General features: G+C 54.7%; 11 protein-coding genes. 4 read left to right on the top strand and 7 right to left on the bottom strand.

Annotation, left to right across the window (positions count from 1 at the left end):
* Together AACY98_RS09015 and AACY98_RS09010 are read left to right on the top strand one after the other, a co-directional pair.
* A partial coding sequence (locus tag AACY98_RS09015; protein WP_339804248.1) for a beta strand repeat-containing protein occupies window positions 1-2,378 on the top strand: 2,378 nt, incomplete at its 5' end.
* The gene (locus AACY98_RS09010) at window positions 2,314-9,033 is read left to right on the top strand and encodes an autotransporter-associated beta strand repeat-containing protein (RefSeq protein ID WP_339804245.1); all 6,720 of its coding nucleotides are present in this window, start codon (window positions 2,314-2,316) and stop codon (window positions 9,031-9,033) included. The genes AACY98_RS09015 and AACY98_RS09010, both read left to right, overlap by 65 nt.
* A 71-nt stretch (window positions 9,034-9,104) precedes the next feature.
* On the opposite strand, the gene AACY98_RS09005 is transcribed toward AACY98_RS09010, so the two are convergent.
* From AACY98_RS09005 to ffh, 7 genes are all read right to left on the bottom strand, one after another.
* Entirely contained in the window at window positions 9,105-10,454 is a 1,350-nt protein-coding gene (locus AACY98_RS09005) for a biosynthetic peptidoglycan transglycosylase (protein ID WP_339804243.1), read from the bottom strand.
* A 21-nt stretch (window positions 10,455-10,475) separates the two neighbouring features.
* Window positions 10,476-11,930, bottom strand: coding sequence for an exosortase Q (xrtQ, locus tag AACY98_RS09000; RefSeq protein WP_339804240.1), 1,455 nt, complete (start codon window positions 11,928-11,930; stop codon window positions 10,476-10,478).
* A 65-nt stretch (window positions 11,931-11,995) separates the two neighbouring features.
* Window positions 11,996-14,041, bottom strand: a complete 2,046-nt coding sequence (locus AACY98_RS08995) for a VIT domain-containing protein (RefSeq protein WP_339804237.1) — start codon at window positions 14,039-14,041, stop codon at window positions 11,996-11,998.
* A gap of 143 nt (window positions 14,042-14,184) precedes the next feature.
* A complete protein-coding gene (gene creC, locus AACY98_RS08990; RefSeq protein WP_339804234.1) occupies window positions 14,185-15,690 on the bottom strand; it encodes a two-component system sensor histidine kinase CreC in 1,506 nt (501 codons plus the stop codon).
* A gap of 19 nt (window positions 15,691-15,709) precedes the next feature.
* Window positions 15,710-16,483, bottom strand: a complete 774-nt coding sequence (gene creB, locus AACY98_RS08985; RefSeq protein WP_339804231.1) for a two-component system response regulator CreB — start codon at window positions 16,481-16,483, stop codon at window positions 15,710-15,712.
* A 129-nt stretch (window positions 16,484-16,612) separates the two neighbouring features.
* Window positions 16,613-17,284, bottom strand: coding sequence for a menaquinone-dependent protoporphyrinogen IX dehydrogenase (gene hemG, locus AACY98_RS08980; RefSeq protein ID WP_339804228.1), 672 nt, complete (start codon window positions 17,282-17,284; stop codon window positions 16,613-16,615).
* Window positions 17,285-18,643 carry a signal recognition particle protein gene (gene ffh, locus AACY98_RS08975; RefSeq protein ID WP_126978769.1) on the bottom strand — a complete coding sequence of 453 codons (1,359 nt, stop codon included), beginning with the start codon at window positions 18,641-18,643 and terminating at the stop codon, window positions 17,285-17,287.
* Between the two features lie 347 nt (window positions 18,644-18,990).
* On the opposite strand from ffh, the gene AACY98_RS08970 reads away from it, so the two are divergent.
* A complete protein-coding gene (locus AACY98_RS08970; RefSeq protein ID WP_126978771.1) occupies window positions 18,991-19,257 on the top strand; it encodes a PP0621 family protein in 267 nt (88 codons plus the stop codon).
* Window positions 19,258-19,267: 10 nt separating this feature from the next.
* Window positions 19,268-21,037: a sensor histidine kinase gene (locus AACY98_RS08965; RefSeq protein WP_339804225.1), complete on the top strand. Its 1,770-nt coding sequence runs from the start codon at window positions 19,268-19,270 to the stop codon at window positions 21,035-21,037.

The raw sequence follows: 21,037 nt of genomic DNA, 5'->3' as shown, positions 1-21,037 counted from the left end.
CAAGCTACACCTATACGCTCACGGGAGACATCAGCGGCAGCGGTCAGGTGCTTAAGAACACAACCGGGACGTACATTCTGGTGGGCAACAACAGTTACAGCGGCGGGACCGTGATCAACAATGGCACCTTGCAAGGGGATGCGAGCAGCCTGCAGGGGGCGATCACATTTGCAGACAGCGCCAGCGGCAAGGGCCTGACGTTTGCGCAGGGCAGCGACGGGGTTTTTTCCGGCAGCATCATCAGCTTGGGTGCTAATGCAATTTACAGCACTGTTGCCAAAAATGGGATTGGTACACTGACATTCAGTGGTGACAATACCAGTTATGAAGGGAAAATCAATCTCAATGCCGGTGGGCTGGTGGGCAATGCCAGCAGTTTGCACAGTGCTGAAATCAATGTGGCTGCAGGTACCCGGCTGGAATTCAACCAGGTGACAGATGGCCTGTATGCTGGCAACCTGAATGGCAATTATGCCAATGCCTTGTTGGATAAAACAGGAGCTGGTTCACTGGTACTGAATGGTACGGCCGGAACATTTAACGGGCAAACAACGGTTTATGGTGGCGCATTGCTGGTTGGGGCTGATACAACCGACAGTGCAGCCAAACTGGCAGGCGCTATTACGGTTAAAAGCGGTGCAACGCTGGGCGGGCACGGCAGCGTGGGTACAACCGGGAAAACGGTCACGGTTGAAGCTGGCGGTATTCTGGCCCCGGGCAATAACAGCAGCATTGCTGGTGCAGTCATCGGCACATTGACGGTTGAAGGTAATCTCGTACTTGCTCAGGGCAGCTATTTGCAGTTTGATTTTGATGCCCCTGGAGCGTCGGCACTGATTGCAGGCACGTCGGATAGTGTTTATGTCAAAGGCGATTTGACGCTGGACGGCACGGTGCTGGATATTACCGATGTGGCTAATTTCGGCAAAGGTCTGTACCGTCTGTTTGACTACGATGGTACGCTCACCACGACCAATGGGGGTATTTTGCTGGGGACGGTGCCATCGGGGAATCGGGTGCAGATCCAGTACCTGGCTGGTGATAAACAGATCAACCTGGTCAATGATACCGATGGTGTCGTGTTCTGGAATGCCAATGGCCTGGCCAGCACTTCCCGTCTGGGCGGCGGAACAGGTACCTGGGTTCAAAATGCCACCAACTGGGCTGATCATAAAGGAAATCCGGGCGTCATGGATCCGTTCCCCGGCTTTGCTGTTTTCGGTGGCGATGCAGGCACAGTGACCATTGATAATTCGCAGGGGGATATTCAGGCCACCGGTATGCAGTTCGCCGTGGATGGCTACATCATGGATGGACAGGCACTCACACTGGTCAGCGGAGATGACGGTGAAATCCGTGTGGGCGATGGCAGTGCTGCGGCCAGTACCTACGTGGCAACCATTCGCAATGAAATTGCGGGTTCGCAAACAGTTCAAAAAACAGGGGCCGGCACACTGATCCTGACTGGCAGCAACAGCTATTCCGGCGGCATCATTGTGGCAGACGGCACCTTGCAGGGCAATACATCCAGCCTGCTAGGGGATATTGAAAACAATGCCACGCTGGTGTTTGACCAGGGTGTTCTGGGGAATTTCTATGGCGACATCAGCGGCACCGGCAATCTGACCAAACAGGGCGCAGGCGAGCTGATTTTGCAGGGTGCCAATACGTATGCAGGTGTAACCACGGTTAATGCGGGCACATTGACTGCGGGTAGCACAACAGCACTGGCGCAAAACAGTGCTTACGCCATCAACAATACCGGGCAGTTGAACCTGAGCGGGCATAGCCTGACGATGAGCAGTTTATCTGGTAACGGCGGAACGGTTACTTTGGCCGGGGCGGCTTTAACCGTGAACCAGACGGGCAATACCAGTTATGCCGGCAATATCGAAGGTGCCGGCAGTTTTACCAAGAATGGCAGCGGAACGCTGACGCTTTCTGGCAGTAACAGCTATACAGGCGCCACCACGCTCAGTGGCGGCACACTGACGGCAGGCAGTGCCAGTGCGTTTGTCAACAATGGCGCCTATGTGGTGAATGCGGGTACGCTGAATCTGGGCGGGTATGACCTGACCATGAGCAGCCTGTCAGGCACAGGTGGTGAGATCAGGCTGGATTCAGCCACACTGACGGTGAATCAGGCTACCGACACCACTTTTGCCGGCAACCTGCGCAATGCATCTGGAACGGCTGCAGATACCGTTTTTATTAAACAAGGTGCAGGAACCCTGACACTGACGGGTAACAATAACAGTTACTACAGCGGTAAAACATGGCTGCAGGACGGCACTTTGAGGGCAGGGAGCACCAATGCGTTCTCTTCTTCAAGTACGTATGAAATCACGGGTGGCATTCTGCATACGGGGGGGCTATAGCGTCAGTATTGGAACGCTTTCCGGTACTGGCGGCACACTGAATATCAGCGGTGGTTCCTTGAGCATTTACCAGCAGACAGATGGTACGTATGCCGGTGCTGTTGCAGGTTCGGGGACCTTGTCTAAACTGGGAACAGGGCTGCTGGTGCTCAATGGCAGCAATACGCATACCGGCGCGGTGTCTGTCAATGCCGGTACATTGCAGGCCGGTAATGCCGGTGCGCTCTCGCAGAATGTGGCGTATACCGTGAACGGCGGTACGCTGGATATGAATGACTATGCGTTAACCATGTCCTCGCTGAGCAGCAGCACAGGCGCTACAGGCATCATCGATATGGGCAGCGCCCAGTTGACAGTTAACCAGTCAGGCAATACAGATTATTATGGTACCGTTACGGGTACGGGGGCGTTTGTCAAACAGGGCAACGGTGCCCTGGCACTCAACGGTGTGAACACCTATACAGGCAACACCACGGTTTCGGGCGGGACGCTGATTGTAGGCAGTACAAATACCTATGCATCAGCACAGTTGAACAGTGCCAATGTTACGGTACAAAACAATGCTACTTTGCGTGGGCATGGCACCGTCAACGGCAATGTGCTGGTCAACAGCGGCGGGCATCTGGCTCCCGGGGGCAGCAGCACGGATACAGCGTTGTTTACCATTAATGGTAATCTGACGCTGGCGCAGGGCAGCGTACTGGATTTTTCGTTCAAAAATATCGGTGTCAATGACCAGGTGTATGTTGATGGCGACCTCACGCTCAATGGCACCACACTGAACGTTGCGGATGCAGGCGGTTTCGGGCCTGGGTTGTACCGGCTGTTTGATTACAGCGGCACATTGCAGCAAAGCAATGGCGGCATATTGTTCGGCACATCACCGGCAGGCTATGACCTCGATCTGCAATATCTGGTCGGGCAGGTCAATCTGATCAGTACGGCAGACGGTACGCTGAATTTCTGGAACGCGCAGGGAACGGCCGGTTCGGCTGTTGTTGGCGGCAGCGGTACCTGGTCAAAAGATGCACAGGTCTGGTCTGATAAGGATGGCTACAGCAAAGATGCCATGAACCCTTATCCGGGGTTTGCCATTTTTGACCAGACCGCAGGTACGGTAACCCTCAGCGATGCGGATGGTCAGGTACAGGCTTCCGGTTTGCAGTTTGCCACCAGCGGCTATGTGTTGCAGGGCACCAGTCTGGAGCTGGTCAGCGGCAGTAATGCAGAAATCCGCGTGGGCGATGGCTCGGCTGCATCAGCAGGCTATACCGCTACCATTGACAGCGAGATCAAAGGCACCGAAGGTTTGCAGAAAACAGGTGCAGGCACGTTGATACTGACCGGCAATAATACATACACGGGCAATACCGTTGTCAATGCAGGTACGCTGCAGGGCAATACCGACAGTATCAGGAACAATGTAGTCAACCAGGCCAAGCTGGTGTTTGATCAGGCTGCAGCAGGCACATTTGCCGGCAACATCAGCGGTGCAGGTGAATTTGCCAAAGAGGGCGCGGGGACACTGCTGCTCACGGGCAATAACACGTATACAGGCAAAACCGTTATTGACAACGGCACGTTGCAGGCCGGTGGCAGTCAGGCACTGGTATCAGGCCGGTATGAGTTGAACAATACCGGTGCGCTGGATTTGAATGACTACAACCTGACGATGACAAGCCTGTCAGGGGCTGCAGGCACCACAATCGACCTGGGCAGTGCGCAGCTTACGGTCAATACGTCTGGCCAGAGCATGTATTCCGGCGCGATTACCGGTACCGGTAATCTGATCAAGTCAGGGGCCGGCAATCTTCTGCTGGATGGCGTCAGCAGTTATACAGGCGGCACAGTGGTACAGTCCGGTGCGCTGATTGTGGGTTCTACCAGTGCCATGAGCTCGGCCCGTGCCGGCTCTGCCGGCGCAGCCTTTACAGTGAACAATGCGGCAAGTCTGGGAGGCTTTGGTACGGTAGCAGGCAATGTCGAAATCAGAAGCGGCGGGGTGCTAACCCCTGGTTACAGCGGCATCGGGCAGTTGAATATTGATGGCAGTCTGACACTGCAGGCCGGCAGCATTCTGAACTTTGACTTTGGCGCGGCCGGAATGAATGACCAAGTTGCTGTGAGCGGAGATGTCACCCTCAATGGCACTTCTGTTTTGAACATCAATGATAACGGCAGTTTCGCCAGCGGTATATACAACCTGATCAGCTACACTGGCACTAAATATGGTACCGGTGTGATTGATGCCGCAGCCGGCACGGTACCTTCCGGGTATACGGTTGAAGTCAAGAACAGCACCGGGCTGATTTATCTGGAAAGCTCCTACAACGGCGGGCCGTTGAATTACTGGAACCCGCTGGCATCAACCAACGCCAACAACATGGGCGGCAACGGAACCTGGTCGACCACATCGCTGACATGGTCTGATGCTGCAGCCAGTGTGACGCAGGCAATGTATCCGCAACCCGGGTTTGCCATTTTCAAGGATAACCAGGGCGCAGTAACCGTGTCCGGCAGTGGTGTTGCGGCGACCGGCATGCAGTTTCTGGTGAACTATACATTGATGGGGGATACGCTGACACTGGCGAGCAATGGCTCAGGCCAGCAGTCGGCCATCCGTACCGGTGATGGTACAGCATCGGTAACGCCTCATGTGGCCATCAACAACGTTATTGCAGGGACCAATGGCCTGGATAAACAGGACGCCGGGACGCTGTATCTCACCGCCAATAACACGTTCAGCGGAGGCGTCAGTGTTACGGGAGGCGTGTTGTCGGTTGGTCAGGATAGCAACCTGGGTGCGGCCAGCAATGCGGTGGCATTGAAGGGCGGTACGCTTGAGGTAACCGGCGGGTTTGCATCGGCACGCAATGTGGCGGTAACCGGTACAACCAGTGCCATTCGAACTGCCGGGGCAGGTGCCACATTAACGCTGAATGGCAATGTCACAGGAGCCGGTGCACTGACCAAAGACGGCGCCGGAACGCTGGTACTGAATGGTAACAACACCTACAGCGGCGCTACAACAGTGGCCGCCGGTACCTTGCGGGCCGGCAGCAGCACCGGGTTTACGCAAAATGCCGAATATGTAGTCAACGGCGGTGTGCTGGACCTGAATGATTTTGCGCTGACTGCTGCCGGGTTGTCCGGGGCCGGCGGGCAGATTGATTTGGGCAGCGCTGCATTGACGGTGGACCAGTCCACTACCGCCAGTTTTGCCGGAGATATTCAGGGCACTGGCAGCCTGACTAAAACAGGTGCTGGCGCATTGACCTTAAGTGGCAACAACACTTACAGCGGTATAACGACCGTAACCGGCGGCACTTTGCAGGCAGGCAGCAGCACGGGGCTGGCCCAGAACACCGCGTATGTGGTGAACGGCGGCATACTGAGTCTGAACAATTACGCACTGAATGTGTCAGACCTGTCTGGCACAGGCGGTCATATTGACCTGGGCAGTGCTTTGCTGACTGTTGATCAAAGCACCATGACCAGTTATGCCGGCATCATCGAAGGTACTGGCGGCCTGACCCATGCTGGTACAGGCACGCTGACGCTGAACGGTGTGAACACGTATACCGGCAATACAACAATCAATGCAGGTACATTGATTGTTGGCGACAGCACACACCAGACGGCCCGAATTGTGGGGGGAGTCCATGTCAACAGCGGTGCCACGCTGGGCGGCTTTGGCAGGGTTGGTGACACTGGCAACGATGTGATCGTTGCCAGTGGCGGCCGCCTGTCACCGGGGGCTGGTACAGGCTCTATCGGGCAGTTGACTGTGGCGGGGGACTTGAACCTGCAGTCCGGCAGCATTGTGGACTTGGATTTTGCTGCGTCAAGCAGCATACCGTCCAATGACTACATCAGCGTTGCTGGAGAGCTGACGCTGGGAGGCAGCACGCTCAATATTCACAACACGGGCAGCTTTGGCACGGGTGTGTACGCCATCATGGGTTATGGCACGCTTAACGGCAGTATCAGCAGCATCACCATTGGCAGCACAGGGGGCGCCAATCCGAGCTATCTGAGCCTGAGCAACCAGAGCAACGAGATATACCTGAATAACATCAACAATGGCGTTGCACTGAATTACTGGAACGCTGCAGGCAGCACCGGTAATCTGGTCGGTGGTGATGGTGTCTGGAGCAGCGGGGCAGCCGTGTGGACCGATGCAACGGCCAGCGTTGCCAATGGCAACATGGTGCCGCAGCCTGGCTTTGCGGTGTTTGGCGGCAGCCAGGCCGGCAATGTGACGGTCAGCGGCAATATCCAGACGCTGGGTATGCAGTTTCTGACCGATGGTTATGTTCTGAACGGTGGCGCAGCAGATTCGCTGATACTGGAAAAAGAAGCCGGGCAGTCTTATGGACGCATTGTGGTGGGGACTAACAGCAATGCATCTGCCGGTTACTCGGCAACCATCAATACGGTTATTGCCGGTATTGACGGGCTGCAAAAAGAAGGCGCAGGCAAGCTGATTCTTACCGGGAATAATACATATACCGGCGGAACGGTGATCGCACAGGGCGTCTTGCAGGGAAATGCTCAGAGCATCCGGGGCGATGTGCTGAATTATGCCGAACTGGTGTTTGACCAGGTGGCTGATGCAACGTTTGCCAACAACATTACCGGCACCGGCAATCTGACCAAAGAAGGTGCGGGAGTTCTCACCCTGAGTGGCAGCAACACGTACAGTGGTGATACTCTGGTGAACCATGGCACGTTGCAGGCCGGAGGAGTCAATGCCTTGGCGCAGGGGCATTACAGCATCAGCAGCACAGGAACGCTGGATTTGAACGGCTATGATCTGACCATGAACAGCCTGAGCGGTGATGCTGGAGCTGTGGTTGACCTGGGCAGCGCTGAACTGACCATAGACCATACCAAAGACAGCACGTTCAACGGCACCATCGTGGGTGCGGGTAGTGCTGTAAAAACCGGCAGCTACACATTGATACTGGATGGTGTGGGCAACCACACGGGTGGCACGACAGTTAACGGGGGTGCCCTGATTGTCGGCAGCACGGCAGCCAACAGTGCTGCACAGCATAACAGCGATGTAACGGTGAACTCAGGCGCCCGTCTGGGCGGGCATGGCAGCATCGGTGGTCATGTGGTGCTTAACAGTGGTGCGATACTGGCGCCGGGCAATTCGATTGGCGAGCTGACGGTGAACGATATCACATTCAATGCTGGCTCGATTTATGAGTTTGAAGTTAATCCCGATGGTTCTCACGATCATGTGAATGCGCTGGGTACGGCAACCATCAATGGTGGTCATGTGCAGGTGCTGGCCGGAGCAGGGTCTTGGGCGCAGGAGAATACCTACACCATACTGACAGCAGCCAGTCCGCTTGCAGGCACTGGGGCCAGCAAAGATGGTGCGTTTGACAGTGTCAGCAGCAATCTGGTGTTTATGACGCCGACGCTGACCTCAGACACCAATCATGTGTACCTGAACTTTGCACGCAACAGCATTTCGTTTGGTGATGTGGCCTATACGGTTAACCAGCGCCATACCGGCTGGGCCATTGACCTGCTGGGTGCCGCCAATCCGGTTTACCAGCAGATTGTCAGCATGGATGCCGCCAGTGCCCGCGCGTCGTTTGACAACCTGTCCGGTGAAGCATATGCCTCCACACGCAGTGCATTGCTCAGTAACAGCCGTTATCTGCGCAGTGCATTGAATAACCGCCTGCTGGCAACCAGTGACAACCGCAGCCATGTGTTCAACGGCAGCAGCCAGCTTGGGCATCAGTATGCTGATGCCAGCGGTTACAGTGGCGCAGCGTCTGATCTGCAGGGCGGGGCGGTTCAGGCCAGCAGTTTGGGCGGCTGGGTGGATGCCTGGGGCCACGATGGTGAAATAGACGGTGACGGCAATGCCGCCAAAGTGGATAACAGCGGTTATGGCTTTGTTGTCGGGGTGGATACCGCGGTGGGTGAGAATTCCCGCGTGGGTATTGCAGCAGGCTATGAGCACAGCAAGATGGAGGTTAACGATAACCGCTACTCCACATCTGAAGCTGATGCACTGCATCTGGCAGTCTATGGCAGCACCAGCGCTGGCCCGATTGATTTAAGGGGTGGGTTGAGCTACAGCTACCTGGATATTGATACCGACCGGAATGTCTGGGTTGGCTCTGTTTCCGGCAAGAACAGCTCCAGCTACAATGCCCATCTGTTCCAGATATTTGGTGAAGGCAGCCATACGTTTGAGCTGACGCCTCAGTTCAATGTGACGCCCTACCTGAATCTGGCGCATGTTTACCTGGATACAGATGACGCCAAAGAAGGCTGGAGCTACTCTGGGTTGCAGGTGGAAGGCGGCAGTGACCACGTGACCTATACCACGCTGGGCGCACGGGCGCAGTGGGATGTCTCCGACAAGACTTCTCTGCACGCTGACCTGGGCTGGCAGCACGCATTCGGCGATACCGACCCGCAAACAACCAACCGCTTTATGGGCAGTTGGAACGGGTTCAGTATTCAGGGTGCACCGCTGGATAGAAACAGTGCTGTGATTGGTCTGGGGGTGTCGTTCAGGCTGAACGATGCGGCGTCTCTGAAGCTGGGCTATCAGGGGCAGATTGGCAGCGATGCATCTGACCATGGCGCAAACCTCAGGCTGGATGTCCGCTTCTGATGATGGTGGTCATGGGTGTGGAGGCACTTTTTAAAGTGCCTCTGCCCGCCTTGAGGGTGGGTTAACACGCCCTAGTTTGGCGTTTGGGGTTTCATGCCCAGGCTGGGGTCACGGCGCAGCGCATTGATCACATTTTGCCGTGCGCGTGGTCCTGAATTGGGTGCATTGCGCACATATTCTGCCACCCAGACGGCCCGGCCAAGGTTGATGCGGCCGGTGCGCTGCCAGGCCCGTGCTTCGGCGACCGGGCTGTGCAGCATGGCAGCCAGCCACACTGCCTGCTCTCGTTTCAGATTGGCGGCAGTCCGCCCGAAATAGTGCTGGGCAGCCGCTTCAGCACCACAGAGAATTTTTCCATCGGGGTAGATGCCCCAGGGCGCATTATCCAGATACAGTTGCATGATGCGGGTTTTGCCAAGCGTTTGCTCCATTTCCACCGCATAGAGCAGCTCACGCAATTTGCGCGTCAGTGATCTTTCAGAGCCGGTAAACAACAGCTTGGCAGTTTGCTGGGTGATGGTGCTGCCGCCACGTATAACGGAACCTTGCAGTTGGTTGGCATCGTGGGCCGCCATCAGTTCCTGCAGATCGTAGCCCGGGTGCTCTTCAAAACGCTGATCTTCTGCCGACATGACCGCGCGTACCAGCCAGTGGTTCATCGGCAGCTGGCTGGGTTTGCCGCAGGCCGATTGTGAATGAATCAGGCGTTCTGTTCCCAGTCCGCTGACAGTGAAATCATGCGTGCGGGGATTGGAGAGTTTAAGCTCGAACGAAGGAAGTACCACCTGCGCACCCAGGCTGATGGTGCCGGTAATTACTGCATGCTTGAGCTCTGGAATATCGGGCACCAGCGTATAAAAAATATCTGAAATGGGCAGCTCATCTGCATTGATGTGCATGGAGAATGTGTCACGCTGTAACTCTCCTTCCCAGCCCAAATACAAATGGGGTTGTTCATTGCTGCCCAGCGAGATGGTGCCGGAAAAGAAATCAGGTTTGTCCTGATGGATAAAGGCCCTGACAACCGGAATGCGCAGAGGGGCAGATGCCACACCGTCCCAGTGAATCTGGCAGTCGTTGCAAAGTACCAAAAGAGACTGGGTGGAATGATCCCAGGACAGGCCGAGCTTGCCGTATGAAGTCTGTTTGCTGAGGTTGACAGGCAGCCAGTCCAGCCACTGCCCGTAGGTTGGGTCGGAAAAAAAGTTCAGCGCTTTGCGAATGCCCAGAGGTATTTCATGGCTTCCGATGCGCCATGTGTACTGCCATTCACCCGGTGCGGGTTTGAGCCGGGTATCGTACACATACCAGAGGCTGCCCAGGGCAAGCGCCACAAGCAGCAGCACCAGAAACAGAAAACGCCATAGCCAGCGCCACGGTGAGCGCTTGCGGACAGTGTCTGGTGTGCTGGACGGGGGCATAGAGACTCATAAAACAAAAAATCAAATGGCAGGAGGTATGGTGCGCCCCATGCCTGCAGGCTGGGCAATGGTAATGGCGGTCCACGGACCGGATTGTGAGGAGGTCAAAGCCGACCAGTACCATGCCGAGGTATCAGTATAAGCGTGTCCATGTGTATCTTCAATCCGCTCACATACCTGCAAGGCGTTGCCTTGGCGTATGGCGATAAAACAACGCCAAAGGCGGTTATCTGCGTCGGTCTGCAGTTGCTCGTTTTTAATCTGGTAGCCCAGCCCGCGGTAACAGTCTGCGGCCGGATGCAGCATGCGGGTGGGGGAGGTGACATGGCGGAACACCAGCATCCGGCTGCCGTCGGTCATGCGGGCAATGGCGCCGGGGAAACCCTGGGCAAAGCGTTGTTCCACTTCACTTAAAGCCAGGGGGCGCAGCGTATTCCCATGCCACTGGTGTGGCCATTCAACAAAGGCGCTTTGCCCTGTACCCGAGGTCTCTGGCTGAGCAACCGTGGTTTTGACTGTCCATAACGTGCACAAAACAAAAAAAGCAGCGCCGGCATGGTAAATAAACGATCGTTTTTTGCTTTTGAATCCAGGTCGGGGCAACGCGGTTTCAGCCTGTACGGCTGGCGGGTTTGGTGTTGTGGTTGTCCGGTAACCGATCAGTAAACCAATACCCAGGCAAACCAGGCCCAATGCCAGCAGCCCGATACCCTGGTGTAACCAGTCTGCAACGTGATGATGGCTGGCCTGCAGAGCCACCAGCACGCTGTTGCGCAAAATATTGCCGGATAAAACCAGTATGCCAACAAGCGGCAGGCGCAACAGAAATTGTCGGTTGGAAAGACGCCACCACAGTGCCGTGACGCAGGCAGTGAAATACCCCAGCCATGCCATTTGCACACCGGAACAGGGGGCATCCACCATGATCAGCCGACCATTCACCAGCAGTGTGCTGCCTTCGCGCTGGACTTCATAAAACAGCGTCAGCAGCCACAGGCTGATTTCGGCGGTAATGACTCTGAGCGGATAACCGGCATAAAACTGCAAGGAAGAAAGCAGTGGCAGTGCAAGAATGGCCAGGCCGATAACTGGCAGCCGGGCCACATCGTCAGGCAAAAAAGCCAGCAGGGTGGCTGCTATAGCCAGCATCGAAATAACACCGGTCAATAATGCAGGCAGCGTGCCGACCGAGGCCGTGGCAGCCAGTGTGGCGGCGAGCCCCGCAAACAGCCAGGACAGGCGCGGGGCTTGAATTAGCCGGTGCCGTATCTGCCAGACAGTGAATGCCAGGGCGGCAATTGCCAGTATGCCCAGCGGATCATCAGAGCCGTCAAACATACGGCGCGACATCCACACCCAGGTGGGCCACAGGGAGAACACCTGTGCGGCCAGCCACCACCACACAGACATCTGAAAGGAAGGTCGTTGTGGGAAAGCGTCATGCCTGCGGTTTGTGACAGTGGCGGGTTTTGACATGGTGATCTCCCTGGGCGCTGGGTAAAACGTGGTTTTATGGTCTGCCGATGTTTGCCGGCACCGTATCAGGACGTCAACCGGTTTTTGCGACGGCGCTGATGGCGTGCCAGCATTGCCAGTACAGAGCCGGCCAGCAGCATGGCGCCCAAAGCAGCGGGTTCCGGTGTGCTGGGCACTTCAGAGCCAATGGCTGCATCGCTCACGCCTTCAGGCATGGGGGAGGGCTGATTGACCTGGGCGCTCTGGTTCGGGCTGGTGTTACGCACAATGCGGTCAACAGCGATAAAACTGGTGTAGGGCGTGAGCAGGTTGTATTTCAGCCCCAGGCTGGTGATTTGGTCTTGGTACATATGTCCTCCGGTTAAATTTTCCTGATCCATAAAGCTGTCAATCCGGTGCCGGGCCCACAGATAGCGCAGGGCAGATGTGTCCTGGCTGATCTGGCCGGATACCGGTATGGTCTGGCGGTATGCGCCATTGGCGCTGCGGCCTTCAATGATGATGTTGCCGTTGGGTTCACCACGCCATTTGCCGAATACGATGACCGGGCGCTCACCCAGCACGTCGGGCAATTTAGCAGGTTCTACGTCGTAAACATCCAGTCCTTCAAAACGAGCTGTGACGCTGGTGAGTACAGGGGAGGCAATCATCTGATGGAACCGCTTGGCCTGTTCTGCGGCCTGGTTGGCGCTGGTGATGACAAACGGCTCACCCATACCGGCGCGCGCCAGCCCTTCAATCAGGTAACGGTTGACAGAAGAGCCAATGCCAAAGGCAAACACGTTGGCTTTATCCAGATTGCGGCGTACCAGGTCGAACGCTTCACGCTCTACACTAACAAACCCATCGGTAATGATAACCACCGTGCGCGAGACATTGGGGTCTTTGGGCAGGTCATACACACGGCGCAGCGCAGGAATCAGCTCGGTGCTGCCGCCGCCGTAATAGGTGCTCAGCATTTTAAGCGCCTGTTCAATATTGGCTTGCGTTGCGGGCACAGACTTGGGCGCCAGTGTGCTGCTGCTGCCGGAGAACAGCAGAATGTTGAATGTGTCGTTCGGGCGCAGGCCAGCCATCAGCTCCTGGAGTACCTTTTTGGCCGTGTTGAGCGGAAAACCGCCCATCGAGCCGGAAATGTCCACCACGAAGATGTAATCACGCGGGGGAATCTCTTCGCGCGCTACCGTTTTAGGCGGCTGTACCATGGCCAGGAAAAAGTTTTCATCCTGTCCGCGGTACAGCATCACGCCAGATTCTATTTTTTCACCAGCCAGTTGGTAGTCCAGAATGAAGTCGCGGTTGCTGACGTGAAAGCCCTGTTCCATTTCCACCATGGCGCGTTTGTCGCTTTCGCTGCGTGAAATGCGCAAGGCATGTGAAGGAGATGCAATCTCTTTAATGCCCAGTGGCGACACAATGGTTGTCTTGATGTTGAACAAGGCGGTGTTAGGCGCGCCTTCGTGAAAGTATGGGTTGCTGGTAGCGGCTGCGGCAGCACGTGAGCTGGGGGCCTGTGCGTTCGGGCTGTTATAGCGCGGGCCGACTACCATCGGGAATACAAACTGGTAGTTGCCTGCCTGTGGTGTTAGCAGTTCGGTGTAGCGCAATTCAACGCGGATATCATCACCCGGCATGATGTTGGCAACATTCATCTGAAATACATTGGGCAGATGCTCTTCCAGCAGTGCTGCGGTACGGCCTTCGCTGCGGGCCGTGTCGTATTCAATGCGGGCCTGCTGCTTTTCACGGACATTGGCGGTAATCAGCCGGTCGCCGATGCGCACATTCATCGCGTATACGGCAGCGCGGGTGGAGCCGGGGAAAACATATTTGGCTTCAATGGCGCGTGTGCCGGTGTTTTGGTAGTGCTGCACAATGGTGACGTCGGCAATGACGCCGGAGATGCGCACATCCACATCAGTGTCTTTCAATGGCAACTGGTCCACCCCGGCTTGCCCGCCGGGAATATAGAAATAAGGACTCTCGGTTGTCTGGCGTGGATTGTTTTGCGCCCATGCACTGGGGATTGCAAGAGACGCTACAACGAGCAGGGCAAACAGCGTCAGCCAGGTCAGTGGCTGACGGTAAAATGGATTTGTTTTTTTGAGCATATTGACCTCACCTGGATAAACATGCGGTATTCGCATGCTTGCAGTGTGGCGGGTCAATGAGAAAACATTTTGAAGTGCAAAAGAATTTTGTGAAGTGAACGTGAAGTTTGCGTGAAGTCTGGTTGGCTGAATGCGCTGTCAGATCACGTATTTTGCAGCTTTACGTCAGCAAGAGGTAATGTCAGACTGGCGATGGTTCCGGTTGTTTTTTCGTTGAGTGAAGATGCCGTGTGGTTTTCTTGTGCCACGTTGTGCAGCGCGACTGTGCCATAGTGCAAAATGGTAATTTCCTTGACGAAGGACAGACCCAGTCCGGTGCTTTTTTTATGGCTGCCAGGGCGGGCGAGCGAATAGAACTTTTCAAACACCCGGTCCTGCGCATAATCCGGTATGCCCGGGCCCTGGTCTTTGATGTGAATGCTGACGGTGCGTTTATGGCTTTGCAGTGAAACAAGAACCTCCCCGTTGTCGGGAGAGAAATCGATGGCATTATCCAGCAGGTTGCGGATTGCGCGGTGCAATAAAAAGCGGTCCCCTTCCACTGCTAGCGTGGCGCTGTGGTCAGGGAGTTGGAGCTTGACGTCAATGTGGCGTGCTGCAGCAATAGCCTGTGCGCTGCTGACCAGTTCGTCAAGCAGCGGTGCCAGTGCAATGATTTGCGGGTCTTTGATCGAGCGGCGCTGTTCCAGTGCAGTCAGTTCCTGCATCCGGTCGACCAGTTCCTGCACGCGCCGGGTTTCTCTTTCGATATTCTGCAAAAAGCGCTGCCGTTGTGCTTCCGGCATGGGCTCCTGCAGTAGTTCGGTGGCGCCACGGATGGCAGATAAGGGGCTTTTGAGCTCATGGGTGAGTACCTGCACATATTTGGTAACGTAATGACGGCCGGCCAGCGCATCACGCATGTTTTCGTAGCCCTGTGCAAACAGGTCCAGTGCGCGCCGTCCCAGGCGCGGCAGGTTAATGGATTTTTGCGCACGCACATACCGGATGTATTCGGTAACCAGCCCTAGCGGCTGTGTCAGCCAGATGGCAACTATCAGTGCCAGCAGTGCGATGGCAATGGCAGAGAAGATGCCGACATAAAGAATCTGCTTGCGTGCATTGTCGATGTACTGGCCATAGCTTTGCACCGGCTTGCCAACCGTGATGGCGCCGATGATTTCACCGTTCCAGCGTATCGGTGCGCTGACGTACATGACCGCGCTGCTTTTGTCGTTGGGGATGTCGGAGGTGGTTCTGGCGCCATACTGCCCGCGCAGTGTCAAAGCCGTGTCGCGCCAGCCGGAATAATCGGCGCCCGTATTTTGTCCCAGCGAGTCGTACAGGACAATGCCCTGTTCATCAACAACGTGCACACGCAATTCAACCCGGTTTTTCTGCACGCCGTAAATGTTGGCGGAAAATTCGCGCGCGTGCAGCATCTGCATCAGGTCGCGCAGTGGCGAAACGTCAATAGCGCCTCTTTGAACGTATTGCTCGGTCACGCTAGCCAGTAGGTTGGCTGTTTCCACCAGGGAGTCTTCTGCCGATTCGCGGTAACGCGGGTCGATATTTTGTATCAGGTTATAAAGCAATGCGCACACGCCAATGGTGTATATCAGCAAAATACCGATAAAAATCCGGTTGCGTGGGGTTAAGCGTAGGCGCATGACATGGAGTCGCTGTACTTTAGCACTCTGAGGGGCGTTGTGGCCACTCTTCGCTGAGCGCATATCCTATGCCGCGAATGGTGCGGATGGCATCGGCATCCGGCGCAATTTCCCTGAGTTTGGAGCGCAGCGTTTTGATATGGGCATCTACCGTGCGGTCAAAGCTTTCGTTGCCCTGGTCCCATACGATCTGCAACAATTCCTCCCGTGAAAATACGCGCCCCGGACGTTGTATCAGCAGACGCAGCAGGCGGTATTCATAACGGGAAAGGTCAAGCTGCTTGCCATAATAGCGGATTTGCATACGTTGCTCATCGTGCTCAAACGGTGCTGCCATGGCTGCATGGGCAGGTATTTTCTCGTTGGAGGTTTCTGCCGGGAGTTCTGATGGCTTGAAGTCAGCGGAAGCCCTTTTCTCCAGGCGGCGCAGGATGGTGCGCACACGTGCGACCAGTTCACGCGGAGAAAATGGTTTGGCAATATAGTCGTCAGCACCCAGCTCCAGACCGGCAACCCGGTCAATCTCGTCACTGCGGGCTGTCAGAAACAGCATGGGGACCTGTGCCCCGCCCGGAACGGCCTGAAGGCGGCGGAACAGCTCAAAACCATGCATATCCGGCAGGCCAATATCCAGCACGACAAAAGCCGGCAGTTCGTTTTGAAACCGGGCCAGCGCTTCAGAGGCTGTTGCGCACCAGATCGGGGTAAAGCCGTCGGTTTCCAGTACGTACTGAATGGTGTCGGCAATGCTGGCTTCATCTTCCACAATCAGGATTTTAGGCGGGCTGGTCATGGTGTTCTTCGTTATTGAATCAATAGTCGCATTTTGCCAGCAATTGACCTAAAGGGATACGATTGTTTAGTGTCAACACACCCTAACCTGGGGGCGGAAGATCATGCCAGCGGAAATTCAGTTGCACATTTATTCTGAAAAGGGTTGGTTTGCCTGTTCGGTTTTCTGAGGCATTTGGGTGCCAAGCTGCTGGTGGATTTGCTGCGCCAGCATATGCACCTGTTCCCAATCGGTGTATTCATATTCCCGGCTGGTATCGGTATCGCCCTTCATCATGACCATGATCAGGCGAACCATAAAACGGTCAAAAAAATTGTAAATGGGGTAGCGCAGAGCGCCTGCCGTGATGCTGATGATAGATGGTTTCCAGCCGGTTTTCGCAAGCAGTTTGCGGGTATAGCTGTTGGTTTCAATCTGGCGTTTTTCCTGCCGGCGGGCGATCAGGCAGACGGGTACAAAAACGCTGAGCTTCTGATTGAGTGCGGCCAGGTTCTGTTGTACAAACGCTTTCACGCGCCGGTGAAAGTGCCCGTAACGGATGGAGGCAACAATCACAATGGCAGCATAGTTGTCCAGCGGTTGGGCCAGCGTGACCAGTTTTTCGATGTTTTGCAGTGTGCAGATGTGTCCTGAACTGTTCAGGTGTCCGGCTAAACGTTCTGCAATGGTACGGCTTTGTCCGAAGCGGCTTGAATACAGCAGTAAAACCGGTGCATAAGATATGTCTTGGTACATGGCTGGTGCAGTATTTGAAGTGGAGAAAAACATCGCGGCCGATGTCGCTGCTGTACTGTTTTGCATTTACATGCCGGGCAGGCCTTTCATGCCACCCAGGCGGCGCATCATTTTCATGAGTCCGCCGCCTTTCATTTTTTTCATGACATCGCGCATTTGCTCGTATTCTTTCAGCAGGCGATTCACCTCCTGTACCTGTACCCCTGCGCCAGCGGCAATTCTGCGTTTGCGCGAAGCTTTAATGAGGTCCGGCTTGCGGCGCTCCTGTGCCGTCATGCTGTTGATAATCCCTTCTTTACGGGCAATATCCTTTTCGGCTTTGCCCATGTCAAGGTTCTGTGCACGGGAAGCCAGGGCATCAGGCAGTTTGTCGAGAAATCCGGACAGGCCACCCATATTTTTCATTTGGGAGATTTGTTGCCGGAAGTCTTCCAGCGTAAACTCGCCGCCTTCTTTGACTTTAGATGCCAGTTTTTGAGCGGCTTGCATGTCGACGCTTTTATGCACTTCTTCAACCAGCGCGACAATATCGCCCATGCCAAGTACCCGGCCGGCATGGCGTTTGGCATCAAATACCTCCAGCCCGTCGAGTTTTTCAGACACCCCTACAAATTTAATGGGGGCTCCGGTGATGGTTTTCACCGAGAGTGCGGCACCGCCGCGGGAGTCACCATCCAGCTTGGTAAGCACAATGCCTGTTAGAGGCAATGCCTCTTTGAAAGCTTTGGCGGTGTTGATGGCGTCCTGCCCCTGCATCGCGTCTACCACAAACAGGGTCTCGGCCGGATTGAGGACGGTATGCAACTCGCGGATTTCCTGCATCAGGGTTTCGTCAATAGCCAGCCGTCCGGCCGTGTCAACGATCAGCACATCAAAAAAATGTTTTTTCGCATAATCCAGTGCCGCTGTGGCAATGGTTGCGGGTTTTTGATCTGGCGAGCTGGCAAACCAGGTTGCGCCGGCTTGTTGGGTGACGGTTTCCAGCTGTTGAATTGCGGCCGGGCGGTAGACGTCGGCTGAGACGGTCAGGACTTTTTTCTTGCGTTTATCCTGCAGCAGTTTGGCCAGTTTGCCGGTGGTTGTTGTTTTTCCGGCACCTTGCAGACCGGCCATCAGAATCACTGCCGGGGGCTGCACTGACAGGTTGATGTCTGAAATGCCATCACCCATGGTGGCAGCGAGCTCTTTTTCCACCACCCCGACCAGCGCTTGCCCGGGGGTTAGCGAGCCGATGACATCCTGTCCCAGCGCTTTTTCTTTGACGCGTGCAATGAACTCTCTGACAACAGGCAGCGCAACGTCTGCTTCCAGCAGCGCCATACGCACCTCGCGCAACATATCGGCGATATTGGTTTCTGTGATGCGGGCCTGTCCTCGCATTTGTTTGACGATGTGGGCAAGCTTGGTGCTGAGTGTGGATGCCATGCGTGTTCTGATCAAAAGAATGAAATGACGGCCAAAACCCGGCCTTATTGAGGGGCTATAAAATCGGAATAGCCAGTAGCAGATCAATAAGTACTGGAAGGTTCAGCCTCCAGCAAGTATTATATGTGAGGCAACCAATAAGCTTAAGTAAGTGTATTTAAAGCCATTTCGCACGGTATATGGGGTGCAGTATTTTGCGGAGGAATGCGACATAATTGTTATGACAAAAATGTCACTGAAGTGCTTGTCTTGTGTTTGAATCGAAAAATATGTGACAAATTTGTCTAAACCGGTGAAAAATAAAACATCAAAAGCGGTTTTTTAGCACGATTGAATGAAAGCAGATTATGGGTATCTTGTTGAAATTGTTTATTTTTTTCATGGCGATCTGTGTCGGGGCGATGATATGGCGCGTGAATTGCATGAAGAAAATACAGGTAAGAAAAGCAAAGCTATCTCAAAAGGACCATCCGCATCGGCAACCTCAAACGATTTCAGGTTGTCTGTACTGTGGCGTTTTTATACCTCAGGGTGCTGCTGTTGCAGGTTCTGGCGGTGTGTATTGCTGTAAAGCACATCAAAAGCTCCATGAACAAACATTAACAAACAAATGATAGGTTGACTGTGGAGAAGGAGCAATTCACTTTATTTCGCGATCTTCAGCAGGAAGATGCTTCTGCTTCATCGGTCCGGTTGTGGAGTGTTTTTCTGACAGCCAGAATCGCACTGGCCATGGTGCTGGTGCTGATTCAGGCAACGCTGCATTCCATACAGGCCAACAGTGGAGAGTCTAGAGCCGATTGGATCATGACGATCCCATTGGTTGTCTATTTTGTTGAGACAATCGTCGTACGGTGGATGCTGGGCAAAGGCTTATGGCGTCATCAGCGGTTATGGTTATGGGTGCTGACCGTTGGTGTGGATCTGCTCACATTCTCATGGCTGTATTGGAGCGGTACTGATACAAACAGCTATTTATCGCTGTTCATGTTCTGTATCCTGATGGTGGCATCTCTGGGGCCGCGCTGGCTGATTTATCTGGTATGCTTGTTTGCCGCAGGTTTGCTGCTGCTGCGCAGCGGCCTTTTGCAGGATAACTTTCAGGCGCCTGCAGATTTCATTGGCATCCGGCCTGTATTGCTGGCCAGTCTGGGGCTGTTTGTATTAGGAGAGCTGATTTTTCAACTGGCCAATCGCATGCGCCGGGAAGAGCATCGCGCCTATGAGGGCATATCCAGCGCCAGGCTGCAGCAAGTCCTGAATCAGATGATTGTGGCAGAGATGGGCATGGGCGTTGTGGTGGCAGACCACGAGGCGCAGCTAAAAATGGCTAATCCGGCTGCGGCAGCTTTGATTACAGGCAAAGAGTTGCAGTCAGAGACGGCTGATCTGCTGCCGGTACTGAATGATGCATCGGGGTGGAAGCAATTGCAGGAAGTGGTGAAAACCTTGTTTGCCAATGATGTAGGGAGTCGCTGGCTGGTATTTGACTTTATGCTTGAGCAGGGGCCGCAGGGTGGGCGTCTGTTGCAGATCAAAGGGCGGTTGTTGGAAACCGGGGGGGCTGAGGGCCAGCGGCTGTGTGTCTTATTTCTGTCAGACATGCGTGAAGTGGACCGGCGTATGCAGCAGGAAAAGCTGGCGGCCATGGGGCGTATGTCTGCCAGTATTGCCCATGAAATACGCAACCCTTTGGCAACCATCACTTCTGCCAATACATTGTTGTCTGAAGGCCTGCATGATAAAGGCAGCCTGCGGTTAACCGAAATGATTTCCACCAATGCACAGCGTTTAGCCCGAATTGTTAAGGATGTATTGGATGTGGCCCATATGCAGGAAGGCGGAGAGGTTGAAGCCATTGACCTGCTGTTTGCATTGCCTGAAATTGTGAGAGACTGGGCGCGCAACAACCAGCAGATGCATCGCGTCGCAACCAAATGGCCGGATGATATTTTTGGTGTGTTCATTGCTTTTGACGAAGAACATTTGCGCCGGGTCTTGATCAATTTGCTGGACAATGCAGCGCGCTATGCCAGCCAGGAGTCCGACGCCATTGTGGTCTCTTGCCAGGTATACCAACTTGCCGATAATGAAATTGTGCGGGTGTCGGTATACAGCGATGGAGCGGAATTGGCAGTATCAACAGAAAAATCACTGTTTGAGCCATTCTTTTCCACAGAGGCTCGCGGTACCGGGTTGGGCTTGTATATTTGCCGCAGCTTGTGCAACCGGTATGGCGCCAGCCTGGATTACCAGCGTATAGATTTAGACCGGCAGGGGGTTCTTCGTGGCTATAACGAATTTTATATTACAGCCAACCGGGTCGATCCGCTGCCAGGGGAAACTAAAATATTAATAGAACAAACGCGCCATCAATGGCCGGAAGAGGAATAG

This window comes from Saezia sanguinis, assembly GCF_963921665.1.
Taxonomy (GTDB): domain Bacteria; phylum Pseudomonadota; class Gammaproteobacteria; order Burkholderiales; family Burkholderiaceae_C; genus Saezia; species Saezia sanguinis.
This window is presented reverse-complemented; position numbering and strand designations above follow the sequence as displayed.